The following is a 23,412-nucleotide window of genomic DNA, read 5'->3' as shown; positions in this document are numbered from 1 at the left end:
GTTGCGCTGGCGGCCTTGGAAAGGACCGAGCATGCTGTGGAATCTCGACCCGGGCTGGCTCATGATGGCGGTGGCCTTCGTCGCCGTCATGGCCTTTTTCTTCGGCGCCGCGCTCGACGCCATCATGAAGGACGACGGCTTCGGCCCCATTGGAAACACGGTGCTTTTCACCGCCGGCTTCTTCGGCGCCGTGCTGCTCGCCAACAATATGGGCATCATCCTGCGCGACCTGAAATTCGCGGTCGCCTGGGGACTCGGCGGCGCGTTCGTCTTCATCAGCCTGCTGGCGCTGCTCAAGGCCGGCATCGCCCGGATGCTATAGTCCCAGGCGGGATCGTACCGCCTCCGGCGTCTCGCCCGCCGCGCGCAGGGCGGCGAGGCCGGTGTCGCGCAGGCTCTTGGAGAGCTTGCGGCCGTCCGGCCCGAGCACCAGCCCGTGGTGGAAATAGCTCGGCTCGGGCAGGCCGAGGAACTCCTGCAGCAGGCGCTGGACCGATGTCGCGAAATAGAGGTCGCGGCCGCGCACCACGTGGCTCACGCCCTGCAGCGCGTCGTCCACCACCACCGACAGGTGATAGCTCGTGGGGATCTCGCGGCGGGCAATGACGACGTCGCCCCATTGCCCGGGCTCGGCGGCGATTTCCTCCGTGGCGGTCATCGCCTCGTCCGTCCATTCGCGCCAGTGCAGGGGGCCTTTCAGGCGCGCTGCGGCCGCTTCGGCGTCGAGGCGCCAGGCGAAGGGGGCGCCGGCGGCGATGCGGCGCCGGCGCTCGCTTTCCGCAAGCGTCTTGTCGGCGCCGGGATAGAGCGGCGCCCCGTCGGGATCGCGCGGCCATTTCGCCCCGCCCGCCTCGTGTTCGACGATCGCGGCGCGGATCTCGCCGCGGCTCATGAAGGCGGGATAGACGAGCTCCTCGCTTTGCAGCCGCGCCAGCGCCGCCTCGTACTCGCCGAAATGCTCGGACTGGCGCCGCACCGGCTCCTCCCAGGCGAGCCCGAGCCAGGTGAGATCGCGATAGATGCCGACCTCGTATTCCGGGGTGCAGCGGGTGGGGTCGATGTCCTCGATGCGCAGCAGCAGCCGGCCGCCGGTCCGGTCGGCCATGCGCCGGTTGGTCAGCGCCGACAGCGCATGGCCGAGATGCAGCTCGCCATTGGGGCTGGGCGCGAAGCGGAAGACAGGAGCCGTCATGAGCGTTGCGGTTTCGGATTGAACGTCTGCTTCGCCGATTGCTACGTTGTCGGCCCGATCCTCACAAGACATGCCATGCGCCGCATCTCCAGCATCGACGACATCAGCCGCGGCCTCGACGAGCTCTGCGCCATCGATCCGCGCCTCGGCGCCGTCCGCGAAATGGCGGGCGAGGTGCCGCTCCGGCTGTCGCAGCCCGGCTTCGCCAGCCTCGCCTCGATCATCGTCTCGCAGCAGGTGTCGACGGCGAGCGCCAGGGCGATCTTCGGCCGCTTCTCGACCCTCGTCGATCCGCTGACGCCGGAAGCGCTCCTGGCCGCGGGCGAGGAGGTGTTCCGCACGGCCGGCCTGTCGCGGCCCAAGCAGCGCACGCTGCTCGCCGCCGCGCGGGCCGCCGCCGACGGCCTCGATCTGCACGGCCTCTGCCGGCTCGACGCGCGCGAGGCGATGGCCGCGCTGGTGGGGATCCCGGGCATCGGGCCGTGGACGGCCGAGGTCTACCTGCTCTTCGCCGCCGGCCACCCCGACATTTTTCCCGCCCGCGACGTGGCGCTGCAGAGTGCCGTCGGGCACGCGCTCGGCATCGATCCGCGCCCCGGCGAGAAGGCACTGATTCGGCTTGCCGAATCATGGGCGCCCTGGCGAGGGGTCGCTTCGCGGCTGTTCTGGGCGTATTATCGAAACACCCGCGGTCGCGATGGCGCGCCGCCTGCGGGAAATCCAGCTTGAATCGACGCAATCGCGGCTTTTTGAGCGATTTTCCGGCCAGCCAGGCGCTTCACATTCCTGTCACCTCGGGCTTACAGTATTCGCGCCGTTAGGTTCGAAGACCAAGGAGGTAAGCGAAGTGACGGTTGCCGTGTCTCCGGATGGGCTTCCAGCACTAGTGCTGAACGCGGATTATCGCCCGCTCAGCTACTACCCCTTGTCGTTGTGGTCCTGGCAGGATGCGATCAAGGCGGTGTTCCTCGACCGCGTCAACATCGTCGCCGAATACGAGCACGCCGTCTCGTCGCCCACCTTCTCGATGAAGCTGCCGAGCGTCGTCAGCCTCAAGAACTACGTCAAGCCGTCGCGCTATCCGGCCTTCACCCGCTTCAACGTGTTCCTGCGCGACCGTTTCCAGTGCCAATACTGCGGCACGCCCGAGGATCTGACCTTCGACCATGTCATCCCGCGCCACCGCGGCGGGGCCACGACCTGGGAAAACGTCGTCGCGGCCTGCTCGCCCTGCAATCTCAGGAAGGGCGGCATGATGCCGGCGCAGGCCAAGATGTGGCCGCTGCAGAAGCCGTTCCAGCCGACCGTGCACGACCTGCACAACAACGGCCGGCTGTTCCCGCCCAACCATCTGCACGAAAGCTGGATGGACTATCTCTACTGGGATGTCGAACTGGAGCCTTGATGAAGGCTGATCTCCCCCCTTGTGGGGGAGATGTCCGGCAGGGCAGAGGGGGGTGCGAAGGATCGCTGCCCGCCCACGACCATCACCCCCTCCTGAACGCGCCGCGGAAGGCGACGACGGCCAGGATCGCGCTGGCGATCACGTTCCAGCCGGCAAACGACAGGCCCAGCACCCTGAGCGCCGCCTTGTTGCAGGAGGGCGGCACGACATCGTTGAGGACGTCGAGCAATCCCTTGCCGCCGGTGTCGACCGGGCCGGCGACCGCCGCACAGTCGGTCGGACCCTGCCACCAGGCCCATTCGACGCCGGCATGGAAGACCGCCAGGTAGAGCCCGTAGGTCATCAGCAGCCCGCCGGCGACCAGCAGGGCACGCGTCGTCCAGGCCGGCCACCGCATGACCGAGGCGAGTGTCGCCAGCGCCATCAGCGGCACGCCGACATAGTAGGGGGTGCGCTGCTCGAGGCAGAGCTTGCAGGGCATGTAGCCGCCGATGTGCTGGAAGCCGAGCGCGGTGCCGACGACGACGGCCATGGCGACGGCGAGGAAGAGCGCCGTCGCGGTCAGGCTGCGGCGGCTGGTGTCGGAGGCAAGCGAGGTCATGGGGCGAGGTCCGAATGGGTTGAGCCGGTCAGGCGAGATACTTGACGAGAAGATAGAGCAAAATCAGGGCGGCGGCAGCGAGCCCGGCGAGCAGGCCGAGGCGCTTTTCGATGAAATGGCGGATCGGATCGCCGTAGGTCCTGAGCAGCCAGGCGAGGAACAGGAAGCGTGCGCCGCGGGCGACGATCGCCGACACGATGAACCAGCCGAGCGGGAAGCCGACGACGCCGGCGAGGATGGTGACAACCTTGATCGGCGGCAGGTGCGCCAGGCCCGAGGTGACCAGCATCAACAGGATGATGCCTGTGCCGGAGGCCACCTTGAGGGCCTCGAACTCGTCGAACTTGCCGTAGAATTCGAGCACCGGCCGGGCGATCGCCTCGAAGGCGTAGTGCCCCAGGTACCAGCCGGCGATGCCGCCGAGCACCGAGGCGACCGTCGCCACCAGCGCGTAGCGATAGGCGCGGTCGGGCCGCGACAGCGCCATCGGCAGATAGAGCACGTCGGCCGGCACGAGGAAGATCGAGCTCTCGATGAAGGCGATGATGGCCAGCCACCATTCGGCGGATTTCCGTGCCGCGAGCGACAGGGTCCAGTCGTAGAGTTGGCGAAGCATCGGGCCCTCTTGGATTGCGCGCCTTGTGTAGGCAGAAATGTCGCGCCGCACAATGCCGGCGCCATTCACGAATGTGAAACACGCCAGGCGTGCACGATCAGTCGCACAATCGCGTGCGGAGACGGTTGACGGACGGGCCGCGGACCGTATAGTCCGCCTCCGTTCTGCCCGCTCGCGGCAGGCCCCTATGGCGGAATTGGTAGACGCGCTCGACTCAAAATCGAGTTCCGCAAGGAGTGCTGGTTCGATCCCGGCTAGGGGCACCATTTCCACTCGCGGAGGAGCGGAGACGACCGTCCATGCTCGAACGGCGCGACAGCTACGACGCCCTCTATCGCGACTTCCGCTGGGACATCCCGCATAAATTCAACATCGGCACGGCCGTGTCCGACCGCTGGGCCGCGGTCGATCCCGGCCGGACGGCGCTTTTCGAATACCGCGCCGAGGGCGAGGCCGAGACGCTGTCCTTCGGCGAGCTCGCCAGGCGCTCCAATGCCTTCGCCAACGCGCTGAGGGCCCGCGGCGTGCGCCGCGGCGACCGCGTCGCCCTGCTCCTGCCGCAGAGCTTCGAGACGGCGATCGCCCATGTCGCCATCTACAAGCTCGGTGCCGTCGCCGTGCCCTTGGCGCTGCTGTTCGGCGTCGAGGCGCTCGAATACCGGCTGCAGACCGCGGGCGTGCGCGCGATCGTCACCAATGCCGCCGGCTTCGCCAAGGTCGGCCAGATCAGCGGCCGGCTGCCGGAACTCGAGACCATCGTGGTGGTCGGCAGCGGCGGCGCCGACGACTTCCAGCGCCTCGTTGCCGGCCATTCGCCGGTCTTTTCGGCCGAGCCGACCGGCCCAGACGATCCGGCGATGATGATCTTCACCTCCGGCACCACCGGACCGCCCAAGGGCGCGCTGCACGGCCACCGCGTGCTGCTCGGCCACCTGCCGGGCATCCAGATGGCGCAGGAATTCATGCCTGAGCCGGGCGACCTGATGTGGACGCCGGCCGACTGGGCCTGGGCCGGCGGCCTGCTCAACCTGCTCTTGCCCGGGCTTTATTTCGGCCTGCCGGTGGTGGCGGGGCGCTTCGACAAGTTCGACCCGGAGGCGGCGCTGGTGCTCGTCGAGAAGATGGGCGTGCGCAACGCCTTCATCCCGCCGACGGCACTGCGCATGCTCAAGGCCGTTCCCGACATCGGCAAGCGCTTCCGGCTGTCGCTGCGCAGCATCGGTTCGGCCGGCGAATCGCTCGGCCGTGAAACCTACGACTGGGCCGCCGCCCAGCTCGGGCTGACGGTGAACGAGTTCTACGGGCAGACCGAATGCAACGCGGTGCTGGCCTCCTCGGCCGGGATCGGTGTCAGCCGGGGAGGGGCCATCGGTAAGGCCGTGCCCGGACATCGCGTCGCCATCATCGACGGCGAGGGTCGCCGCGTGCCCGTGGGCGAGCCCGGCCAGATCGCCATTGCCCGGCCCGACCCGGTGATGTTCCTCGAATACTGGCAGAACCCCGAGGCGACCGAGAAGAAGTTCATCGGCGAGTGGATGACCACCGGCGACCAGGGCATCGAGGACGCCGACGGCTACGTCACTTTCTTCGGCCGCGACGACGACGTGATCACCTCGGCCGGCTTCCGCATCGGCCCCGGCGAGATCGAGGACTGCCTCACCGGCCATCCGGCGGTGGCCCTGGCGGCCGCCGTCGGCAAGCCCGATCCGCTGCGCACCGAGATCGTCAAGGCCTATGTGGTGCTCAAGGACGGCGTCGTGGCCGATGCCGCGCTCGCCGAGGAGATCAAGCTCTGGGTGCGGGAGCGGCTTTCGGCGCACGAATATCCGCGCGAGGTCGAATTCGTCGATTCCATGCCGCTGACCACCACCGGCAAGGTCATCCGCCGCATTTTCCGCGAGCGCGCTCGCCGCGAGACGCGGCCTACCTAGCGCTTTCCGAGCAGGCCGCGCATCCCGTCGCGCAGTTTGACCGCCAATTTCCGCGTCTTCCGGTAGAGATGCAGTTGCGAGGCGGCCTGGCGCGTGGCGCGGTCGGCGTCCGGGGTCAGACCGACCACGATGGTCCCGAACGGCTTGCGCTCGCTCCACATGCGCCCGACCATCGGATGGTCCGGCACCGCGCAGGAATCCGTCATCATGATGTTTGGATCCTCGAGGTGGCGCGCGGTGACGTCCATCATCAGCAGCGCGCCGGGCGAGAACCGCGACAGGCTCTCGTCATAGGCGGTTTTCCAGGTATAGGCGATGCCGGCTTCGACGAACACCACCAGGCTGGCTACGGTGCGGCCGTCGAGGGTCAGCGAATGGATGCGGCACAGGTCGTGTTCGGCCATGCGGTGCACCGCCTCGCGGGCGAAGGCCGCGCGGTAGCGATCGATCACCATGGCGGTGCGCTTGCGGCCCTTCCAGCCCGAGGCCTCGAGCGTCAGGAACTGTTCGATGGCGTGGCGCACCTCTTCCTGGTTGCGGGCTACCTTGTGTTCGACGGTGCCCTGCTCGGCGAGCCGCCGGCCCAGGCGCCTGAACTCGCCATGGTGCCGGCCGCCCAGCGCCGCCTTGAGATAGTCCTCGCCGTCCAGCTCGCTTTCGAGGAAGGGGCGGTCGAAGCGGCCCGTCGTCTCGATCGGCAGGCCGCGTGCCTCGGCCACCGCGCCCAGCACGCGGGCGACCGCGCCGTCGAGCCGCATGTCGGGCATCACGAAGACGCGCGGCAGCTTGAGGCGGGGCCGCGCCAGCATGGCGAAGAAGTCCTCGATCACGCCGGCGGGGTCGTCGCGGTCGACGAGCGGCATGCCGAGCGGGCCGAACGGGCTCGACCAGGTCCGCATCACCGGCACGCCGAGGGGCACGGCCGGTCCCTCGACGGAATAGGGCACGAGCAGGCGCAGCCTGTTGCGGTATTCGGTGCCGTCGCGGATGACGGCAAGCCGCACCTCGCGGTCCTCCAGCCGGGGCATGGCGGGGGCGAGGAAGCGCGGGTTGAAGAAAATGTTGGGCTCGATGGTGCGCGTGCACAGATGGTCGAGCTCCTCGACCAGGTCGAAGCCGGCCGAGGCGGTGTAGATCGCCAGCCGCCGCTGCGGCCGCTCGGAGGAGACGAGTTCGAGCTGTGCCTGGTCGGCGGGGTGTCCCGGCGCGTCGGCGAGGCCTGCGATCATCGAGCCGGCCGGCCCGCCGCTCACCTCCTCGAGAAGGGGAACCGCCGCCATCACCCAGCCTCCCTGCCGCGCATGGGCACGAACACCAGCATGACGATGCCGAGCCTGCGCCACACGGTGAAGGCCAGCGCGCTGGCCTCGAAGATCATCGCCGCCGAGGTGGCGATGGCCGCACCCCACAGGCCGAGGCTCGGGATCAGCGCCACGTTGATGGCGATGTTCAGCGCCAGCGTCATGGCGTAGACGAGGGCGCAGACGTTCTGGTTGCCGCTCATGGTGAGCAGGCTCTCGCAGGGACCGACCGCCGAGCGCGCCACCACCGCCGCCACCAGCAGGAACAGCAGCGGATAGCCGGCGTCGAAGCCGGGCCCGAACAGCATCAGCAGCGGCTCGCCCAGGATGAGCACCACGATGCCCATCAACAGCGAAGGCCAGAAGGTCCAGGCCACCGTCTCGTGGGCGAAGGCGGCCAGCTTGTCGGGCTCGGCATGGGCGAAGCGGGCATAGCGCTGGGCGACGCCAGCCTTGACGGCGAAGTAGACGAAATGCACCAGCGCCAGCGTCTTCACCGCGGCGAAATAGACCGCCACCCGATCGGGGTCCATGTAGAAGCCGACCATCAGCACGTCGGCGTTGGTGAGCAGGAAGAAGAAGCTCTCGACCAGGAAGATCGGCAGCGAGATCTTCAGCCAGTAGCCGAGGCGGACGGTGCGCGGGCCGGGGGGAACGCGCCGCTCGGCGCGGGCGGGAATTTGGACGAGCTGGCCGAGCGTGGTCGCATAGGTGGCGGCGATCGCCGCCAGCACCGCCGTTTCGGCCGTCGCCGGCAGGCCCGAGGCGAGGGCCGCCGCCATGAAGGCCAGGATCAGCACCGGCCGGATGATGTAGGCGGGCAGCAGCGCCGAATAGGCCCAGCTGTTGGCCCGTGCCTGCCCCTGCAGCAGGTCGGACAGCGCGATCATCGGCAGGCAGAACATGCCGAGGAAGAACGGCACGACGTAGTAGGCCTCGATCCTGGCCGAGACGAGCCAGACGCCGGCAGCGCCGAGGGCCGCGATCGCGGTCGAGGCGAAGAGCACGAGCCGGCGGCTGGCGCGCAGTATGCCGCGCAGCTCGGCGAACATGCCCTTCTCGCGGTATTCGGGGATGAATCGGATGACCGAGGTGTGGAAGCCGAGGCACGACAGGCTGCCGGCGATCACCATGGCGACCCAGACCAGCACGAAGATGCCGTATTCGAAGCTACCCATCCAGCGCGCCAGCAGCACCTGGCTGACGAAGGCGATCGCGGCGCTGACGATGCGGACGGCGAAGGCGAACAGCGACATGCGCCCGGCCTCGCCGCGCTCGTCGGCGCTGAACAGCGCGGCGTCGATCCGGCGCAGCGCCGGCATGGCGCGCGCGGCGATCGGCCCCGGCAGCAGGCGCTCGGCTGTCGTCGCTGCGGAAAAGCGCAACGCAAACTCCATCTTCCGCAATATTCCCGCTCAGGCTCTACTGGAGAGCGATTAAGAAACGGTTGGATGACGCGTGTATCGCGGGGAGGACCCGGTGACCTCGGAAGAAGAACGCAAGTCGATGCTCAGGGCGCATTCGATCGGCCCCACGATGATCCGTTACCTGGAGGAGATAGGCATCGAACGGCTCGCCGAGCTGCGCGGCGCCGATCCGCACGAGATCGCCATGCGCATGAACATCGCGCTCGGCCGCCGGCACATCAATTCGCTCGGCATCGCGGCACTGCGCAATCTCATCGCACTGGCCGAACGCGAGGCGCCCTGAACGTGAAAGGCCCGGCACATGGCCGGGCCTTTTCGCATTCGTGGACCTGCCCGGTCAGGCGAAGGCGCCGTGGCAGTGCTTGTACTTCTTGCCCGAGCCGCAGGGGCAGGGCTCGTTGCGGCCGATGCGGCCCCAGGTCGACGGATCGTTGGGGTCGCGGTCTTCCTCGGCCACCACGCGCGCGTCCTGCAGCACGGCGACCGAACCCTCGCCGAAATCGTCTTCGCCGGTGGTGCCGTCGATGTGGTGGCCGTGCATCTCCGGGGCCTGCGGCGGCGGCGCATCCGCCGCCTGGCGGACGAGCTCGACGCGCATCAGCTGCGCCGTCACCGCCTGGCGGAGATTGGCCAGCATGGCCTGGAACAGCTCGAAGGCCTCGCCCTTGTATTCGTTGAGCGGGTCGCGCTGGGCGTAGCCGCGGAAGCCGACGACCGAGCGCAGGTGGTCGAGATTGACCAGATGCTCGCGCCACAGGTGGTCGAGGGTCTGGAGCACGACCGAGCGCTCGACATAGGTCATGACATCCGGGCCGAAGCGTTCGGCGCGATCGGCTGCCGCCTGGTTGGCCGCAGCCGTGATGCGCTCGCGGATGTCTTCCTCGGCGATGCCCTCCTCCTTGGCCCAGTCGGCGATGGGCAGGTCGAGGTTGAGGTACTGGATGACGTCTTCCTTGAGGCCGTTGACGTCCCACTGCTCGGCGTAGGCGGTCTCGGGGATGTGCTTGCCGACCAGGTCCTCGATCACGTCCTGGCGCATCTCGGCGACGGTCTCGGACAGGCTCTGGGCGTCCATCAGCTCGATGCGCTGCTCGAACACCACCTTGCGCTGGTCGTTCTGCACGTCGTCGTATTTGAGCAGGTTCTTGCGGATGTCGAAGTTGCGCGCCTCGACCTTCTTCTGCGCCTTCTCCAGCGCCTTGTTGATCCAGGGGTGGATGATGGCCTCGTCTTCCTTGAGGCCGAGCTTCTGCAGCATGCCGTCCATGCGCTCGGAGCCGAAGATGCGCATCAGGTCGTCCTGCAGCGACAGGAAGAACTTCGAGCGGCCCGGGTCGCCCTGGCGTCCCGAGCGGCCGCGCAGCTGGTTGTCGATGCGGCGGCTTTCGTGGCGTTCGGTGGCGAGCACGTAGAGGCCGCCGGCGGCGAGCGCCTTTTCCTTGAGGCGGGCGACGTCCTCGCGGATCGCCTTTTCCCTGGCCTCGCGCTCGGGACCGGCGGGCATTTCGGCCAGTTCCTCGGCGATGCGCATGTCGGCGTTGCCGCCGAGCTGGATGTCGGTGCCGCGGCCGGCCATGTTGGTGGCGATGGTGATGGCGCCCGGCTTGCCGGCCTGGGCGACGATCGCCGCCTCGCGCTCGTGGTGGCGGGCGTTAAGCACTTCGAAGTTCTTGAAGCCGTCCTTGCGCAGGCGTTCGGCGAGCTGCTCGGATTTCTCGATCGAGGTGGTGCCGACCAGCGTCGGCTGGCCCTTGGCGTTGGCTTCCTTGATCTCGCGGACGATCGCCTTGTACTTCTCCTCGACCGTCCGGTAGACCTCGTCGTCCTCGTCGAGGCGCTTGACCGGCAGGTTGGTCGGAACCTCGGTGACGTCGAGGTTGTAGATGTTGCCGAATTCCTCGGCTTCCGTCAGCGCCGTGCCGGTCATGCCGGCGAGCTTGTCGTACATGCGGAAGTAGTTCTGGAAGGTGACCGAGGCCAGCGTCTGGTTTTCCGGCTGGATCGCCACGTGCTCCTTGGCTTCGAGCGCCTGGTGCAGGCCTTCGGAGAAGCGGCGGCCCGGCATCATGCGGCCGGTGAACTCGTCGATGATGACGATCTCGCCGTCCTTGACGATGTAGTCCTTGTCCTTCTGGAACAGGCGGTGGGCCTTGAGCGCGTTGTTGACGTGGTGGACCATGGCGACGTTCTCGACGTCGTAGAGCGACTCGCCCTTCAGCAGGCCCGCCTCGCGCAGCATGTTCTCCATCTTCTCGGTGCCCTCTTCGGTGAAGATGGCGGTCTTCTGCTTCTCGTCGACCTCGTAGTCGGACGGAACCAGCTGGAGAAGGAAGGTGTCGACCGTGTTGTACATTTCCGAGCGGTCCTCGAGCGGACCGGAAATGATCAGCGGCGTGCGCGCCTCGTCGACCAGGATCGAATCGACCTCGTCGACGATCGCGAAGTTGTGGCCGCGCTGCACCATCTGGGCGCGCTCATACTTCATGTTGTCGCGCAGGTAGTCGAAGCCGAGCTCGTTGTTGGTGGCGTAGGTGATGTCGCAGGCATAGGCCGCGCGGCGCTCTTCGTCGGACAGGCCGTGCACGATGATGCCGACCGAAAGGCCGAGGAACTTGTAGAGACGGCCCATCCATTCGGCGTCGCGGCTGGCGAGATAGTCGTTGACGGTGACGACATGCACGCCCTTGCCGCTCAGTGCGTTGAGGTAGACGGGCAGGGTGGCCACCAGCGTCTTGCCCTCGCCGGTGCGCATCTCGGCGATGCCGCGGCCGTGCAGCACCATGCCGCCGATCAGCTGGACGTCGAAGGGGCGCAGGCCGAGGGCGCGCTTGGCGCCTTCGCGGACCGTGGCGAAGGCCGGGATCAAAAGGTCGTCGAGGCTCTTGCCGTCGGCCAGTTCCTGGCGGAACTCCGCGGTCCTCGCGCGCAGCTGTTCGTCCGACAGCCCCTGCAGTTCTTTTTCCAGAGCATTGATCGCTTCCACTCGGGGCCGGGTCGATTTGACGCGGCGGTCGTTGGAGGAACCGAAAATCTTACGGGCGATGCCGCCGAGACTGACCATCAAGTGGCCCTTTCAATCCGAATGAAGCCGACTGTCCGCCGGCCGAACCTGCCGAGGGGTGAGGCGGGGGCAGGTGCAACGCGAAAAGCGCCCGGAAAACGGTTCTGGACGCGAGGACGTTGGACAGATAAGAGGGGGCACAACTTATGTCAACGCTGCCGAGAGCGAGCAACAGGCGCCAAATTCCGCCACATTCGCGTTGATTGGAAGTGCGGTCGTTCCCCTCTACCGGAGAGTATTTATGTCATTTTCGATCCGTAGCGCCTCGCTTGTCCGTCTCGGGCTGGCGACGAGCCTTATTGCGTTGACCGCCTTTCCCCTCGCGGCGCAGGAAACCGCTCCCGCCGCACCGGCCGCCGCGGCGGCCGCTCCAGTAGACCCGGCCAAGGTCGTTGCGACCGTCAACGGCCAGGACATCACCGAGGCCGACATCACGCTGGCCGAATCCGATCTCGGCGCCCAGTTCGGCCGCCTGCCGCCGGAACAGCGCCGCGCCGCCGCGCTGTCGTCGATCATCGAGATCAGGCTGCTCGCCGCCCAGGCCGCGGAGAAGGGCCTCGACAAGGATGCCGAGTTCCAGCGCCGCATGGCTTTCCTCACCCAGCGCGCCCTGCACGGCGAGATGGTCGAGAAGGAAGTCGCCGGCAAGCTGACCGACGCCGACATCCGCGCCCGCTACGACAAGGAGATCGCAGCCCAGCCGCCGGTCAACGAGGTCCACGCCCGCCACATCCTGGTCAAGACCAAGGAAGAGGCCGAGGCGATCATCAAGAAGCTGGACGGCGGCGAAGACTTCCAGAAGCTCGCCAACGAGAACACCACCGATCCGAGCGGCAAGACCAGCGGCGGCGACCTCGGCTATTTCGGCCCGGGCCAGATGGTGCCGGAATTCGAGAAGGCGGCGCTGGCGCTGGAAGTCGGCAAGTACACCAAGGAGCCGGTGCAGACGCAGTTCGGCTGGCACGTCATCAGGGTCGAGGACAAGCGCGCCCAGCAGCCGCCGGCCTTCGAGCAGGTGAAGGAAGAGGTCAGGTCGCTGCTGATCCGCGAGAAGTACATCGAACTGGTCAAGGGCATCCGCGGCGCGGCCAAGGTCGACATCGCCGATCCGGAACTCAAGAAGGCGATCGAGGCGATCGAAGCCTCGAAGTAAGCCTGGCGATCTTCAGGCGACCCTCTCGGCCGTTGCCGCTCATGCCGTCCTGAGACTATCGAAGGTCCCGGCAAGGGGATGAGGGGCGGCGCGAACCGGTCAAGGTCGAGGGGCGCTGGCGTAGGCCTTCAACAGCAAGATTTTCCAGCGAACGGGCGGTGTCGGTCGACGCCGCCCTTTTTGTTTGCTGATTTCACGCCTTGATGCCGTCGACGAGCATGCGCACCGCCTTGCGCAGCGTGGCGTCGTCCTCGTCCAGCCGGCCGGTGAGCAGGTGCACCCAGGCATAGGAGGCGACCATGTCGGCGACCTGCTCGGGATCGACGTGGTCGGCCACTTCGCCGCGCGCCTTCGCCCGCTCGACCAGCTTGCCGGTGTGCGCCCGACGTCCGGCGGCGTAGCCGGCCAGCGCTTCGGCGGCGGCCGGGTCCGCCTGCGCCTCGGCAAGCAGCGACCGGAAGATGCCGCCCGACGGCGTCTGGCGCCAGTGGACGAAGAGGCTTCTTACGAAGCGGAACAGGTCTTCCTCGATGTTTCCGGTGTCGGGGTAGTCGACGTCGCGCTTCTGGCGCTGGTAGACCTCGAGCAGAAGGGCCGCCTTGCTCGGCCACCAGCGATAGATCGTCGGCTTGCCCGCGCGCGCCCGCCGCGCCACGGCCTCGATCGAGAACCCGGCATGGCCGGCCTCGACCAGCACGGCTTCGGCGGCCTCCAGGATCGCCTCCGAGCTCTCGAGGCTGCGCCTTGCGCCCACCGATTTCCGTGCCGCTTCCGTTTCCGCGTTCATCTGGTTCTCCGTTCCTTGGCCGACCTTACATCACCTCTTGACGAAACGAAACGGACCGTTTTATATAACGAAACGTTTCGTTCCGATGGAGATTGAAATGACAGCTTCCGCAACCCGCTTCTCCCGTCCGCGCTTCGCCCTCATGGTCATGCTCGGCGTCTATCCGCTGATCACCGGGCTCCTCTACGTCGTCATGCCGCTGACCGAGGGCTGGTCCACCTGGCAGCGCACCCTGGTCATCGTCCCGATCATGGTGGCCGCGATGATCTGGGGGCTGATCCCCAGCGTCCAGCACCTGTTCCGCAACTTCCTCAACCCGGCGGTTCACTGAAGCGAGACCTTGGCTTCGTCAGGCGAAAACGCCTTGCGAAGCCCTGCGCTATCGGGCAAACGGTGCCGACCCTAACCGTTTTCCCGAGCCCGCAGAGGTTCTACATGTCGACCGCCGTTTCCCCGCTCGCGCCCAAGAAATACCCCAAGATGCCGGCCATCGAAGGCGTGCGCATCGCCACCGCCGAGGCGGGAATCAAGTACAAGGGCCGCACCGACGTGCTCGCCATGGTGTTCGACGCGGGAACCGCGGCCGCGGGCGTCTTCACCCGCTCCAAGTGCCCCTCGGCCCCGGTCGATTTCTGCCGCCAGAACCTTCCGGGCGGCAAGGCGCGCATCCTGGTGGTCAATTCGGGCAACGCCAACGCCTTCACCGGCAAGAAGGGCCGCGAGACCACCTCGATGACCGGCGAGGCCGCTTCCAAGGCCGCCGGCTGCACGCCGGGCGAAGTGTTCCTCGCGTCCACCGGCGTGATCGGCGAGCCGCTCGACGCCGGCAAGTTCAGCCACCTGCTGTCCGGCATGGTCAAGGATGCCAGGCCCGACCAGTGGACCGAGGCCGCCAAGGCGATCATGACCACCGACACCTATCCGAAGGTGGTCACCGCGACCGTCAAGCTCGGCGACGCCGACGTCACCATCAACGGCATCGCCAAGGGCGCCGGCATGATCGCGCCCGACATGGCGACGATGCTGTCCTTCGTCGCCACCGACGCGCCGATCGCTTCCGAGGTGCTGCAGGACATGCTGTCGCGCGGCACCGCCAAGACCTTCAATGCGGTGACCGTCGACAGCGACACCTCGACCTCCGACACGCTGATGCTGTTCGCCACCGGTGCGGCGGCCAGGCGCGGCGCGCCGAAGATCACCGACCCCAAGGATGCGCGCCTCGGCGCCTTCCGCCGGGCGCTCAACAAGATGCTGAAGACGCTCGCCGTCCAGGTGGTGCGCGACGGCGAGGGCGCGCGCAAGCAGATCGAGGTTACCGTCACCGGCGCCAAGTCGGCGCGTTCGGCCAAGCGCATCGCGCTGTCGATCGCCAATTCGCCGCTGGTCAAGACCGCGGTCGCCGGCGAGGACGCCAACTGGGGCCGCGTCGTCATGGCCGTCGGCAAGGCCGGCGAGCCGGCCGACCGCGACCTGCTCTCGATCTGGTTCGGCGACAACCGCCTCGCCCACAATGGCGAGCGCGACCCAAACTACTCGGAAGCGGCGACGTCGGCCTACATGAAGCGCGACAGCATCGTCATCCGCGCCGACATCGGCGTTGGCCGCGGCAAGGCCACGGTGTGGACCTGCGACCTGACCAAGGAATATGTTGCCATCAACGGCGACTACCGGAGCTGACGGTCACGTGAACCAGAACTATCCGTCGCACAAGCTCGCGACCGTCCGGCGCTACGAGGCGGCGGGCTTTCGCGCCTGGCCGGCGGCGGCCGTCCATTATGACGGCACCTGGCTCGTCCGGCTGACCGCCGGCCACCCCGCCAAGCGGCTGAATTCGGTCAATCCGCTCGACCCGGCCGACGTGCGCAACATCCCCGACCGCATCGCCCGCGCCAACCGGCGCTTCGAGGCCTATGGCCGGCCGCTCACCTTCCGCATGTCGCCGCTGTCCGGCCCGGCGGTCGCCGCCCATCTCGACCGCGAGCGCTGGAACGTGTTCTCGGAATCGCTGGTCATGCGCCTGTCGCTCGACGACGGCGCCGTGGAACATGCGATGGACCAGATCCCGCTCAAGGACATCGGCCGCTTCGTCAGCGCCTCGATGGCCGTGCATGGGCTCGATCCGTCGCTGCGTCCGGGCCTGTCGGAGATCATCGGCGCCATTCAGCCCGAAGCGGGCCTGTTCATCCTCGAGCAGGACGAGCAGCCGGTGACCACCGCCATCTGCGTCCACGACAACGACCTTGCCGGCCTGTTCGAGATCGCCACGACCGAGGCCGAGCGCGGCAAGGGTTTCGGCCGGCGGCTGATCCTGTCGTCGCTCAAATGGGCACGCTTGCGCGGCGCCCGCCAGGCCTGGCTGCAGGTCGAGGCGGGCAACGAGGACGCGCTGCGCCTCTATCGCAAGATGGGCTTCAAGGAAGTCTACCGCTACCACTATCGCCGTCCGCCGGAGGCCTGAATTGACCGACCAGGGAAAACGACTGCTGCTGGTGGCGGCCTGCGCGCTGGTGGACGCCGACGGCCGCGTGCTGCTCGCCCAGCGGCCCGAGGGCAAGCAGCTCGCCGGCCTTTGGGAATTTCCCGGCGGCAAGGTCGAGCCGGGGGAGACGCCGGAAGAAACGATCGTGCGCGAACTGCGCGAGGAGATCGGAGTCGAGACCAAGATCGCCTGCCTCGCCCCGCTCACCTTCGCCAGCCACACCTACGAGAGCTTCCATCTGCTGATGCCGCTCTATGTCTGCCGCCGCTTCTGGGGCACGCCCGAGCCGAAGGAAGGGCAGGCGCTGAAGTGGGTGCGCCCGAAGCAGATGCGCGAATACCCCATGCCGCCCGCCGACGAGCCGCTCATCCCCTTCCTCATCGATCTGCTCTGACCAATTTCGGGCCGATGCGCCGGGCCAGCGTTAAGGCAAAGTTTATCCAATCGTGAAATGTTGAACTGCCGCCGGCTGCCTCGGCGTGCGTCGACACGAATTCGCGGGGGATGCAGCCTGTGCTGGCCGACAAGGAGTGGGACCTCATCCGGCCCGAGCGCCAGTCCTCGGCAAGCCGGGCGCGCGCGGGCATCCTGCGGGTCACCCTGCTGTTCGGCCTGATCGCCGTGGCGCTCGCCCTGATCGTCACGCCCATGCTCGAACAGCGCATCCGCCCGCAGATCGGCCAGCTGCGCTTCGACGGGCTCGACTACACCGCCACCGGCTCCATCCGCCGCAATGTCGGCTACACCGTGCGCCGCAGCGTGCTGCAGGGGTCGCCGCAATCGGTCTGCATCATCCGCGACAACGGCTTGCGCAGCGGCGCGTGCTGAGTGTTCGGGCCGCCGGCCGGGCACGGCTTCATAGCCCGTTAATGCTATGCCGTTAACCTTTCTTAATCTGTGGCAGCTACGGTCTGACCGTAAACGAGACGGGTGGACGCGACCGATGATCTGGCGATTCCTGAAGAACGAAAGCGGTGCCACGGCCATCGAATACGGTCTGATCGCAGGACTGATCGCCGTGGCGATCGCCAGCGGTTTTTCGCAGCTTGCCAATCAGCTTCAGACGCTCTGGGGCGACAACAACAGCGACATCCAGCAGGGCCTGAACAAGAACTAGGCTACTTCTTGTCGTCCTCGCCCAGCACCTTGGCGAGCGACACCTGCGCCGAGCCGGGCTTGAGCGGCTTCTGCTGCGAGGGGTCCGGCGCCCAGCCCGACAGCCACACGAACGAGAAGCTCGCCCGCACCCGCCCGTCGGGGTCGGAGAAGCGTTCCGCGTAGATCTCCGCCGCGCGCTGGAACAGCCGCCGCGTCGCCGGCTTTTTCGAGCGGTCGGCGAGCGCCGAGGCCGCGCCCATGGCTCGCAGGTCGGCCAGAAGCCCGAACATGGTGTCGTAGCGCACGGTCACCGTCTCGACGTCCGCCACCGGCAGGGCGAAGCCGGCCCGCTGCAGCAGCGCGCCGGCGTCGCGCACGTCGGTGAAGGGGATGACGCGCGGGCTGGCGCCGCCGCTGATTTCGGTCTCCGCCGCAAGCAGGCTCTCGCGCAGCTCCACGAGCGTGCCCGTACCGGCCATGACGGCGAGGAACAGCCCGTCGGGCCTGAGCGCGCGCCTGATCTGGATCAGCTGGCCGGGGATATCGTTGGCCTCCTGCAGCGCAAGCAGCGATACGGCGAGGTCGATGCTCGCCGGCTCCAGCGCGATGGTGTCGACGTCGGAGACGATGCCCGGACTGCCGCCGAGGAAGGCCGCGTCTGCCTCCACCCGAACCACTTCGGCCACCTTGCCGCTGGCAGCCAGGACTGCCGCCGCCGCCGGGCTGTGGCAGAAGATCGCCGCCGCCCGCTCGAAGCTGCGCCCGACCGTCGCCAGCCGTTCGGCCAGATCCTCGGCCGCCCGCGTCATCAGGAAATCCGCGCCCGGTACGTTGCGCATCAGCGCGCGGCGGCGATGCGCGGTCACGAGGCTGGCGTCGAAGATCGCTTGCACGTCCAAATTTCCTTTCGCCGGGTTTCTGCTATCGTCGCCCGGCCTGGAGCGCCGTGCGTCCGTTCGGACGCGCAAACGACGCTCCGGCACTTTTGAATCTTCGCATCGTGCCTTCCGAAAATCGATCCCGATCGTCGGAAGGCATGATGCGGTGGCAACCCTCGTGGCCGATCCGATGCCGGAGATCAAGAGCCTCGCCCATGCCGTCGCCGCCTGGCCGGCGCGGATGCTGTTTCCGCCGGCCTGTGCCGGCTGCCGGCGCCAGCTCGCCGAGCCCGGCGCGCTGTGCGGCGCCTGCTGGTCCGGGCTGCGTTTCATCGAGAAGCCGTGGTGCGAGGTGATGGGCACGCCCTTCAGCCACGATTTCGGGCCCGGCTTCCTGTCGGCGGAGGCGATCGCCCGCCCGCCGCCTTTCGCCCGCGCCCGCGCCGCCGTCGTCTATTCCGGCGTCGCCCGCCGCATGGTCCAGGGCCTCAAGTTTCACGACCGCACCGACCTTGCGCCGTGGATGGCGCGCTGGATGCTGCGCGCCGGCGCCGAGCTCGTCGCCGAGGCGGAGGTCGTCGTGCCGGTGCCCCTGCACTGGCGGCGCTTCCTGTGGCGGCAGTTCAACCAGTCGGCGGAGCTCGCCCGCAACGTGGCTGCGCTCTCCGGCCTGCCCTTCGCGCCCGGCGCGGTGCGGCGTGTCAGGCGCACGCGCCAGCAGGTCGGGCTCGGCCAGCGCCAACGCGAGGACAACGTGCGCGCCGCCTTCGCGGTGCCGCCGCGGGACGGAGATGCCATCCGCGGCCGGCGCGTGCTCGTCGTCGACGACGTCTATACCACGGGTGCCACGGTCGCGGCCGTCGCGCGGGCGCTGAGGAAGGGCGGGGCAGATGCCGTCGACGTACTTACCTTCGCGCGTGTCCTGCCTGGGGACTTCCGGCCCGACGATACGGACACTATATAGTCGGCCAAGGACAACAGGTTTTCATCATGGTCGACGTCACTATCTATACCCGCATGATGTGCGGTTACTGCGCCGCTGCAAAGCGCCTTCTCGAACGCAAGGGCGTTGCATTCACCGAGCATGACGCTAGCTTCTCGCCCGAACTTCGGCAGGAAATGGTGACGCGCGCCAAGGGCCGGGCAACCTTCCCGCAGATTTTCGTGGGCAGCGTGCATGTCGGCGGTTGCGACGACCTGCACGATCTCGACGCGCAGGGCCGCCTCGACGGCCTTCTGGCAACCGGTTCGCTGGGGTGAGGACGATCGATGGCGATTTTCAAGGCGGCAGCGGTGCAGATGCGCTCGGGCAAGGAGCCTGAGCGCAACGTCCGTGATTTCGAGGCTTTGGTGCGCGAGGCCGCCGGACTGGGGGCGACCTATGTCCAGACCCCGGAGATGACCGGTGCCATCGTCGGCGACAAGGACGCCCGCGCGGCTGCCTTCACCACCGAAGACAGGGACCTCGTCGTCGCCGCGGGCCGCAGGCTGGCCGCCGAACTCGGCATCCATATCCATGTTGGCTCGACCGCGATCGTGCGCGCCGACGGCAAGCTCGCCAACCGCGCCTTCCTGTTCGGACCCGACGGGGCCGTGCTCGCCACCTACGACAAGATCCACATGTTCGACGTCGATCTCGACAATGGCGAGAGCTGGCGCGAATCCTCGGCCTACGAGCCGGGCACCGAGGCCGTCGTCGCCGACACGGCGCTGGGCAAGCTCGGCTTCGCCATCTGCTACGACCTGCGCTTCCCGCAGCTGTTCCGGGCCGAGGCGCTGGCCGGCGCCGAGGTGCTGACCGTTCCCGCAGCCTTCACCCGCCAGACCGGCCTGGCCCACTGGCACGTGCTCCTGCGTGCCCGGGCCATCGAAAACGGCGCTTTCGTCGTAGCCTCCGCCCAGGGCGGCAGGCACGAGGACGGCCGCGAGACCTTCGGCCATTCGCTGATCATCGATCCGTGGGGCCGCGTCCTGGCCGAGGCCGCCCATGACGAGCCAGGCGTCATCGTCGCCGAGATCGACACCCGCCATTCCTCCGACGCGCGCAAGAAGATCCCCAATCTCAAGAATGCGCGCACCTTCGAGGTTTCGCAGCGCAGGCCGGGCGAGGGGGCTCTCAGGGGAGCCGCGTCTTGATCCGCTTCTCCCTTCATTGCGACAACGCGCACGACTTCGAAGGGTGGTTCCGCAGCAACGACGACTTCGACACTCAGCGCAAGCGCGGCTTCGTCGAATGCCCCGAATGCGGTTCGCGCAAGGTCGAGAAGGCGCTGATGGCACCGGCAGTGTCTACCTCGCGCAAACAGGAAAAGATCGCGCTCGCCATGGGCGACGAGCAGCGCAAGGTCATGGCCGCGCTGAAGGAATTGTCCGAGAAGGTGCGGGCCAACGCTGAGGACGTCGGCGACAAGTTCGCCGAGGAGGCCCGCAAGATCCACTTCGGCGAGGCCGAGGCGCGCGGCATCTACGGTGCTGCCACCCTCGACGAGGCCAAGGGCCTGGCCGAAGACGGCATCGACTTCATGCCGCTGCCGGTGTTTCCGGACGACAGGAACTGACACGCCTCGGTAGCCGTCATGGCGAGGCTGTCGAACCACGCGGGCGCCAGAGTATCCGTGCTGGCAAACGCCTTGCTCAGGGACGGCCGCAAATGGTCCCCATTCCTCCCTTGACCAACACGGATACTCTGGGGGCGCTAGGGCCGACTAATTACCTTGCCCATCGGCCGCCGCCAGATCGAACGCCTTGCGCAATGTGATCGGCGCCGTGTTGCGCCAGGCCGTCAGCAGCGCGCTCCTCAGCGTCGCCTCGTCGGCGGTGGCGAGCATCACCCGGGTCCAGCCCTGCTTGCCCCAGCCGCCGTTCACCGGCCGAAACACCGCCGGCTCGCTGCCGGCCATCATTTCCTGCTGGTCGCGCGTCAGCTTGACCACCGCGTTGCCGTCCTCCGGCAGCGTCGCGAAGACACGGTCGCGGACGCGGAAATCGGGCTTGCCGAAATGCGATTTCTCGGTCGCGCCGGGCAGTTCCAGGGCGATCCGTCTGACATCCTCGGGTGTCATGCACGCTCTCCTCCCTCGATGCCCGGTCGGGCTCCAGTCGCCGCGGGCGGCCGCCTCAGGCCTCGTCGCCGATCTCCAGTTGCGGGTGGCGCCGTCGGTGCGTGGCGGCGGAACGGGCTGCCTGTTCGTAGATGCCGGTCATCAGTTCCAGCGTATGCGCCGCGTCCTCCAGCCTCGCCGCGAGGTCGGGAACCCGGGTCACGGCATCGATCAGGAGCACCGAGCGGATATCGGCATAGCGGTCGGTGACGCGGCGGCCCAGCGGCGTCACCTCATAGGTCACGCCCATGCGGCCGCTTCCGGTGCGCTTGACGAAGCCGCCCTTGATCAGCTTGCGCAAGCTGTACTGGATGTTGGGGATGTCCTCGCGATTGGCCATGTGGGCGAGATCGTGGATCGTCTTCGGCCGGTCGTTCATCCTGATGATGTGCAGCATCGCGTTCTCGGGGTCGGTGGCCGAAAATTCGACCACCGTCGCCAGGCATTCCGCCTGCCAGCGGGCGAACGCCTCGTATGAGCGCATCAGCGCATATTCCAGTTCGGTGACGTCCACTTCGAGTGGCGTGCGGGCCAGGTGCCAGCCGCGGTCCAGGAGTTCGGCATTGGCTGCTGCTGCGTTTTTCTTGCTGGGCATCGGTTGCTTCCCTCCGTCCGCGACCATGCCCGGCAGGCCCGGTTGCGTCCATATGAATTTATGATAGACTTTCTATTATAAAGTTCATCTTATGGGGAGGAGACCCAAAAATGAGCATGCTCGACAAGTCTGCGTCGTCGGCGCAGCCGTTCTTTCTCGGCACATTCGCGACCAATTGCTCCGGTGGCATGAGCGTCACCAAGATCCCGGAGCGCTGGAATAGCTCCTGGGACAACAATCTGCGGCTTGCGCGCCTGCTCGACGATGCCGGCATCGACTTCATGCTGCCGATCGCGCGCTGGATCGGCTATGGCGGCGAGACGAATTTCCACGGCAGCGTGCTCGAGACCATGACCTGGGCGACCGGCCTTTTGGCCCACACGCGCAACCTCACCGTCTTCGCCACGGTCCACACCACGGCCAACCATCCGGTCGTCGTCGCCAAGCAACTCGCGACAATGAGCCAGATCGGTAGCGGTCGCGCCGGCCTCAATATCGTCGCCGGTTGGAACAAGCCGGAATACGAGGCTCTGGGCCTGACGCTGCCCGACGATCACCAGACGCGTTATGGCTATGCCCAGGAATGGTTCGACATCGTCAAGGCGCTGTGGAGCCGGACTGAGGCGTTCGACTGGGACGGCACCTACTTCAAGCTGAGGAACGTGCTCGGCGATCCCCGCCCCACCGCGCACCTGCCGATCCTCAACGCCGCCGGCTCGGAAGAAGGGCGCAAGTTCGCGATGCGCAATGCCGACTTCCTGTTCACGCCGGCAATCGACCTCGCCCGCTCCAGGGAGGAGATCGCCGCGCTCAAGCAGCAGGCGGTCGACGCCGGCAGTTCGGTCGACGTGCTCACCTTCTCCCATGTCGTCTGCCGCTCCACCGAGAAGGAAGCCAGGGACTATCTGGAGCATTTCGCCCGCACCAACGCAGACTGGGCAGCGGTGGACAATCTGGTCCGGCTGCAGTTCGCGCATGCGCAGTCGTTCCCCCACGACCTGCTTGCGCTCATTCGCGACCGAATGGCTGCGGGCCACGGCGGCTTCCCGCTCACCGGCACGCCCGAGCAGGTGGCCGACGGCATCACCGCGCTTCACGAGGCGGGCTTCCGCGGCTCGACGCTGTCCTTCGTCGACTATGCCGAGGAGTTTCCCTACTTCCGCGACAACGTGCTGCCGATCCTGGAGCAGCGGGGCGTGCGCATCGCGCCTGCGCTCCGGCAGTCGGCGGCATGAGCGGGGAGGACGGGATCATGACCGTTTCTCCCCTTGCGTCGCAGGCTCCGGTGGGTGCCGCGGATTTCCGAGCCGCCATGCGGCTCATCGTCGGTAATGTCAGCGTCATCACGGCCGGCACCGGCATGGACCGGTCGGGCCTGGTGGTCATCTCGGTGGTGTCGCTGTCGGCGGAACCACCCAAGGTCATCGCCTGTGTCAACCGTTCGTCCTCGACCTGGCCGGTCATCGAGCGGCACCGCCATTTCGCGGTGAATTCGCTCGGGCCGCAGCACCAGAGGGTCGCCGAACGGTTCTCCGGCTTCGGTGGCATCAAGGGCAACGAGCGCTATGAAGGCGCGGACTGGACCACGCTGAAGACGGGTGCTTCGGTGCTCTCGGATGCCGTCGCAGCCTTCGATTGCAGCGTCGACGAAATGATCGACCGCGGCACACATTCCATCATCATCGGCTCGGTCGAAGCCGTCAGGACGCAGGATGCCGGCGACGCGCTGCTCTACTGGCGCGGCGGCTACAGGCCGCTCGCCGCGTGAGGTGTTGAAAGCACGGAAA

At 67.4% G+C, this 23,412-nt stretch carries 28 protein-coding genes and 1 tRNA gene; 19 read left to right on the top strand and 10 right to left on the bottom strand.

Features of this window, described 5'->3' with window-relative positions; all coding sequences use genetic code 11:
- Nucleotides 1-31: 31 nt before the first annotated feature.
- Nucleotides 32-322, top strand: a complete 291-nt coding sequence (locus J2X50_RS09780; RefSeq protein ID WP_340040552.1) for a hypothetical protein — start codon at nucleotides 32-34, stop codon at nucleotides 320-322.
- Here the strand turns inward: J2X50_RS09780 and gluQRS are convergent.
- Entirely contained in the window at nucleotides 317-1,192 is an 876-nt protein-coding gene (gene gluQRS / locus J2X50_RS09775; protein ID WP_429094334.1) for a tRNA glutamyl-Q(34) synthetase GluQRS, read from the bottom strand. The genes J2X50_RS09780 and gluQRS overlap by 6 nt on opposite strands.
- Nucleotides 1,193-1,267: 75 nt before the next feature.
- Between gluQRS and J2X50_RS09770 the strand changes: the two genes are divergently transcribed.
- Both J2X50_RS09770 and J2X50_RS09765 read left to right on the top strand, forming a co-directional pair.
- Entirely contained in the window at nucleotides 1,268-1,921 is a 654-nt protein-coding gene (locus tag J2X50_RS09770) for a DNA-3-methyladenine glycosylase family protein (RefSeq protein ID WP_429094332.1), read from the top strand.
- Between the two features lie 118 nt (nucleotides 1,922-2,039).
- The gene (locus tag J2X50_RS09765) at nucleotides 2,040-2,597 is read left to right on the top strand and encodes an HNH endonuclease (RefSeq protein WP_340040546.1); all 558 of its coding nucleotides are present in this window, start codon (nucleotides 2,040-2,042) and stop codon (nucleotides 2,595-2,597) included.
- 82 nt (nucleotides 2,598-2,679) lie between these two features.
- Here J2X50_RS09765 and J2X50_RS09760 read toward each other — a convergent pair whose 3' ends face one another.
- Both J2X50_RS09760 and J2X50_RS09755 read right to left on the bottom strand, forming a co-directional pair.
- The gene (locus tag J2X50_RS09760) at nucleotides 2,680-3,198 is read right to left on the bottom strand and encodes a disulfide bond formation protein B (RefSeq protein ID WP_429094330.1); all 519 of its coding nucleotides are present in this window, start codon (nucleotides 3,196-3,198) and stop codon (nucleotides 2,680-2,682) included.
- Nucleotides 3,199-3,226: 28 nt separating this feature from the next.
- Entirely contained in the window at nucleotides 3,227-3,814 is a 588-nt protein-coding gene (locus J2X50_RS09755; protein ID WP_429094328.1) for a YqaA family protein, read from the bottom strand.
- A gap of 181 nt (nucleotides 3,815-3,995) precedes the next feature.
- On the opposite strand from J2X50_RS09755, the gene J2X50_RS09750 reads away from it, so the two are divergent.
- Both J2X50_RS09750 and J2X50_RS09745 read left to right on the top strand, forming a co-directional pair.
- Nucleotides 3,996-4,080, top strand: a tRNA-Leu gene (locus tag J2X50_RS09750).
- Between the two features lie 33 nt (nucleotides 4,081-4,113).
- Nucleotides 4,114-5,745 (top strand): AMP-binding protein, encoded by a 1,632-nt coding sequence (locus J2X50_RS09745; RefSeq protein WP_429094327.1) that lies wholly within the window; start codon nucleotides 4,114-4,116, stop codon nucleotides 5,743-5,745.
- Here the strand turns inward: J2X50_RS09745 and J2X50_RS09740 are convergent.
- Both J2X50_RS09740 and J2X50_RS09735 read right to left on the bottom strand, forming a co-directional pair.
- Complete coding sequence (locus tag J2X50_RS09740; protein WP_429094325.1) at nucleotides 5,742-7,025, bottom strand: GNAT family N-acetyltransferase; 1,284 nt, start codon at nucleotides 7,023-7,025, stop codon at nucleotides 5,742-5,744. The genes J2X50_RS09745 and J2X50_RS09740 overlap by 4 nt on opposite strands.
- On the bottom strand, nucleotides 7,025-8,431 hold the full coding sequence (locus J2X50_RS09735; protein WP_429094323.1) for a lipopolysaccharide biosynthesis protein: 1,407 nt from the start codon (nucleotides 8,429-8,431) through the stop codon (nucleotides 7,025-7,027). The genes J2X50_RS09740 and J2X50_RS09735 overlap by 1 nt, the downstream gene beginning before the upstream one ends.
- A gap of 94 nt (nucleotides 8,432-8,525) precedes the next feature.
- Here J2X50_RS09735 and J2X50_RS09730 point away from each other — a divergent pair, with 94 nt between their 5' ends.
- Nucleotides 8,526-8,756: a hypothetical protein gene (locus J2X50_RS09730; RefSeq protein ID WP_429094321.1), complete on the top strand. Its 231-nt coding sequence runs from the start codon at nucleotides 8,526-8,528 to the stop codon at nucleotides 8,754-8,756.
- A 54-nt stretch (nucleotides 8,757-8,810) separates the two neighbouring features.
- Here J2X50_RS09730 and secA read toward each other — a convergent pair whose 3' ends face one another.
- Nucleotides 8,811-11,534, bottom strand: coding sequence for a preprotein translocase subunit SecA (gene secA, locus J2X50_RS09725; protein WP_429094765.1), 2,724 nt, complete (start codon nucleotides 11,532-11,534; stop codon nucleotides 8,811-8,813).
- A 241-nt stretch (nucleotides 11,535-11,775) separates the two neighbouring features.
- Here secA and J2X50_RS09720 point away from each other — a divergent pair, with 241 nt between their 5' ends.
- Nucleotides 11,776-12,687, top strand: a complete 912-nt coding sequence (locus tag J2X50_RS09720; RefSeq protein WP_429094320.1) for a peptidylprolyl isomerase — start codon at nucleotides 11,776-11,778, stop codon at nucleotides 12,685-12,687.
- A 193-nt stretch (nucleotides 12,688-12,880) separates the two neighbouring features.
- Here J2X50_RS09720 and J2X50_RS09715 read toward each other — a convergent pair whose 3' ends face one another.
- A complete protein-coding gene (locus J2X50_RS09715) occupies nucleotides 12,881-13,474 on the bottom strand; it encodes a TetR/AcrR family transcriptional regulator (protein WP_429094318.1) in 594 nt (197 codons plus the stop codon).
- 97 nt (nucleotides 13,475-13,571) lie between these two features.
- On the opposite strand from J2X50_RS09715, the gene J2X50_RS09710 reads away from it, so the two are divergent.
- From J2X50_RS09710 to J2X50_RS09685, 6 genes are all read left to right on the top strand, one after another.
- Nucleotides 13,572-13,805 carry a hypothetical protein gene (locus J2X50_RS09710; protein ID WP_429094316.1) on the top strand — a complete coding sequence of 78 codons (234 nt, stop codon included), beginning with the start codon at nucleotides 13,572-13,574 and terminating at the stop codon, nucleotides 13,803-13,805.
- Nucleotides 13,806-13,909: 104 nt separating this feature from the next.
- Entirely contained in the window at nucleotides 13,910-15,151 is a 1,242-nt protein-coding gene (gene argJ / locus J2X50_RS09705) for a bifunctional glutamate N-acetyltransferase/amino-acid acetyltransferase ArgJ (RefSeq protein WP_429094314.1), read from the top strand.
- The gene (locus J2X50_RS09700) at nucleotides 15,120-15,932 is read left to right on the top strand and encodes a GNAT family N-acetyltransferase (RefSeq protein ID WP_429094312.1); all 813 of its coding nucleotides are present in this window, start codon (nucleotides 15,120-15,122) and stop codon (nucleotides 15,930-15,932) included. Before argJ ends, J2X50_RS09700 begins: the two co-directional genes overlap by 32 nt.
- A gap of 1 nt (nucleotide 15,933) precedes the next feature.
- A complete protein-coding gene (locus J2X50_RS09695) occupies nucleotides 15,934-16,347 on the top strand; it encodes a (deoxy)nucleoside triphosphate pyrophosphohydrolase (protein WP_340040518.1) in 414 nt (137 codons plus the stop codon).
- A gap of 110 nt (nucleotides 16,348-16,457) precedes the next feature.
- Nucleotides 16,458-16,781 (top strand): hypothetical protein, encoded by a 324-nt coding sequence (locus tag J2X50_RS09690; protein WP_429094310.1) that lies wholly within the window; start codon nucleotides 16,458-16,460, stop codon nucleotides 16,779-16,781.
- Between the two features lie 115 nt (nucleotides 16,782-16,896).
- The gene (locus tag J2X50_RS09685; RefSeq protein WP_429094308.1) at nucleotides 16,897-17,070 is read left to right on the top strand and encodes a Flp family type IVb pilin; all 174 of its coding nucleotides are present in this window, start codon (nucleotides 16,897-16,899) and stop codon (nucleotides 17,068-17,070) included.
- Between the two features lies 1 nt (nucleotide 17,071).
- On the opposite strand, the gene J2X50_RS09680 is transcribed toward J2X50_RS09685, so the two are convergent.
- Nucleotides 17,072-17,944, bottom strand: a complete 873-nt coding sequence (locus tag J2X50_RS09680) for a methyltransferase domain-containing protein (protein ID WP_429094307.1) — start codon at nucleotides 17,942-17,944, stop codon at nucleotides 17,072-17,074.
- Between the two features lie 163 nt (nucleotides 17,945-18,107).
- Between J2X50_RS09680 and J2X50_RS09675 the strand changes: the two genes are divergently transcribed.
- Genes J2X50_RS09675 through J2X50_RS09660 form a run of 4 tightly spaced genes read left to right on the top strand, consistent with a single transcriptional unit; the run spans nucleotide 18,108 to nucleotide 20,487 of the window.
- Nucleotides 18,108-18,893: a ComF family protein gene (locus J2X50_RS09675; protein WP_429094763.1), complete on the top strand. Its 786-nt coding sequence runs from the start codon at nucleotides 18,108-18,110 to the stop codon at nucleotides 18,891-18,893.
- Between the two features lie 26 nt (nucleotides 18,894-18,919).
- Nucleotides 18,920-19,189, top strand: a complete 270-nt coding sequence (gene grxC, locus J2X50_RS09670) for a glutaredoxin 3 (protein ID WP_347967325.1) — start codon at nucleotides 18,920-18,922, stop codon at nucleotides 19,187-19,189.
- A 9-nt stretch (nucleotides 19,190-19,198) separates the two neighbouring features.
- Nucleotides 19,199-20,065: a carbon-nitrogen hydrolase family protein gene (locus J2X50_RS09665; protein ID WP_429094305.1), complete on the top strand. Its 867-nt coding sequence runs from the start codon at nucleotides 19,199-19,201 to the stop codon at nucleotides 20,063-20,065.
- A complete protein-coding gene (locus tag J2X50_RS09660) occupies nucleotides 20,062-20,487 on the top strand; it encodes a DUF1178 family protein (protein WP_340040512.1) in 426 nt (141 codons plus the stop codon). The genes J2X50_RS09665 and J2X50_RS09660 overlap by 4 nt, the downstream gene beginning before the upstream one ends.
- Before the next feature lie 147 nt (nucleotides 20,488-20,634).
- Here the strand turns inward: J2X50_RS09660 and J2X50_RS09655 are convergent, their stop codons facing one another.
- Nucleotides 20,635-20,991, bottom strand: a complete 357-nt coding sequence (locus tag J2X50_RS09655) for an MmcQ/YjbR family DNA-binding protein (protein WP_429094303.1) — start codon at nucleotides 20,989-20,991, stop codon at nucleotides 20,635-20,637.
- A 55-nt stretch (nucleotides 20,992-21,046) separates the two neighbouring features.
- Nucleotides 21,047-21,625: a winged helix DNA-binding protein gene (locus J2X50_RS09650; RefSeq protein ID WP_429094301.1), complete on the bottom strand. Its 579-nt coding sequence runs from the start codon at nucleotides 21,623-21,625 to the stop codon at nucleotides 21,047-21,049.
- Nucleotides 21,626-21,735: 110 nt separating this feature from the next.
- Between J2X50_RS09650 and J2X50_RS09645 the strand changes: the two genes are divergently transcribed.
- Nucleotides 21,736-22,860 carry an LLM class flavin-dependent oxidoreductase gene (locus J2X50_RS09645; RefSeq protein ID WP_429094299.1) on the top strand — a complete coding sequence of 375 codons (1,125 nt, stop codon included), beginning with the start codon at nucleotides 21,736-21,738 and terminating at the stop codon, nucleotides 22,858-22,860.
- A gap of 17 nt (nucleotides 22,861-22,877) precedes the next feature.
- Nucleotides 22,878-23,393, top strand: coding sequence for a flavin reductase family protein (locus J2X50_RS09640; protein WP_429094297.1), 516 nt, complete (start codon nucleotides 22,878-22,880; stop codon nucleotides 23,391-23,393).
- The last annotated feature ends 19 nt before the right edge of the window (nucleotides 23,394-23,412 follow it).

Source organism: Aminobacter sp. BE322, from assembly GCF_050433525.1.
Classification (GTDB): domain Bacteria; phylum Pseudomonadota; class Alphaproteobacteria; order Rhizobiales; family Rhizobiaceae; genus Aminobacter.
This window is presented reverse-complemented; position numbering and strand designations above follow the sequence as displayed.

Bases quoted from the DNA above. Each gene is read 5' to 3' on its own strand.
- J2X50_RS09780 (WP_340040552.1), top strand. From the start codon at position 32: ATGCTGTGGAATCTCGACCCGGGCTGGCTCATGATGGCGGTGGCCTTC.
- gluQRS (WP_429094334.1), bottom strand. From the start codon at position 1,192: ATGACGGCTCCTGTCTTCCGCTTCGCGCCCAGCCCCAATGGCGAGCTG.
- J2X50_RS09770 (WP_429094332.1), top strand. From the start codon at position 1,268: ATGCGCCGCATCTCCAGCATCGACGACATCAGCCGCGGCCTCGACGAG.
- J2X50_RS09760 (WP_429094330.1), bottom strand. From the start codon at position 3,198: ATGACCTCGCTTGCCTCCGACACCAGCCGCCGCAGCCTGACCGCGACG.
- J2X50_RS09755 (WP_429094328.1), bottom strand. From the start codon at position 3,814: ATGCTTCGCCAACTCTACGACTGGACCCTGTCGCTCGCGGCACGGAAA.
- J2X50_RS09745 (WP_429094327.1), top strand. From the start codon at position 4,114: ATGCTCGAACGGCGCGACAGCTACGACGCCCTCTATCGCGACTTCCGC.
- J2X50_RS09740 (WP_429094325.1), bottom strand. From the start codon at position 7,025: ATGGCGGCGGTTCCCCTTCTCGAGGAGGTGAGCGGCGGGCCGGCCGGC.
- secA (WP_429094765.1), bottom strand. From the start codon at position 11,534: ATGGTCAGTCTCGGCGGCATCGCCCGTAAGATTTTCGGTTCCTCCAAC.
- J2X50_RS09720 (WP_429094320.1), top strand. From the start codon at position 11,776: ATGTCATTTTCGATCCGTAGCGCCTCGCTTGTCCGTCTCGGGCTGGCG.
- J2X50_RS09715 (WP_429094318.1), bottom strand. From the start codon at position 13,474: ATGAACGCGGAAACGGAAGCGGCACGGAAATCGGTGGGCGCAAGGCGC.
- J2X50_RS09710 (WP_429094316.1), top strand. From the start codon at position 13,572: ATGACAGCTTCCGCAACCCGCTTCTCCCGTCCGCGCTTCGCCCTCATG.
- argJ (WP_429094314.1), top strand. From the start codon at position 13,910: ATGTCGACCGCCGTTTCCCCGCTCGCGCCCAAGAAATACCCCAAGATG.
- J2X50_RS09700 (WP_429094312.1), top strand. From the start codon at position 15,120: ATGTTGCCATCAACGGCGACTACCGGAGCTGACGGTCACGTGAACCAG.
- J2X50_RS09690 (WP_429094310.1), top strand. From the start codon at position 16,458: ATGCAGCCTGTGCTGGCCGACAAGGAGTGGGACCTCATCCGGCCCGAG.
- J2X50_RS09685 (WP_429094308.1), top strand. From the start codon at position 16,897: ATGATCTGGCGATTCCTGAAGAACGAAAGCGGTGCCACGGCCATCGAA.
- grxC (WP_347967325.1), top strand. From the start codon at position 18,920: ATGGTCGACGTCACTATCTATACCCGCATGATGTGCGGTTACTGCGCC.
- J2X50_RS09665 (WP_429094305.1), top strand. From the start codon at position 19,199: ATGGCGATTTTCAAGGCGGCAGCGGTGCAGATGCGCTCGGGCAAGGAG.
- J2X50_RS09655 (WP_429094303.1), bottom strand. From the start codon at position 20,991: ATGACACCCGAGGATGTCAGACGGATCGCCCTGGAACTGCCCGGCGCG.
- J2X50_RS09650 (WP_429094301.1), bottom strand. From the start codon at position 21,625: ATGCCCAGCAAGAAAAACGCAGCAGCAGCCAATGCCGAACTCCTGGAC.
- J2X50_RS09645 (WP_429094299.1), top strand. From the start codon at position 21,736: ATGAGCATGCTCGACAAGTCTGCGTCGTCGGCGCAGCCGTTCTTTCTC.
- J2X50_RS09640 (WP_429094297.1), top strand. From the start codon at position 22,878: ATGACCGTTTCTCCCCTTGCGTCGCAGGCTCCGGTGGGTGCCGCGGAT.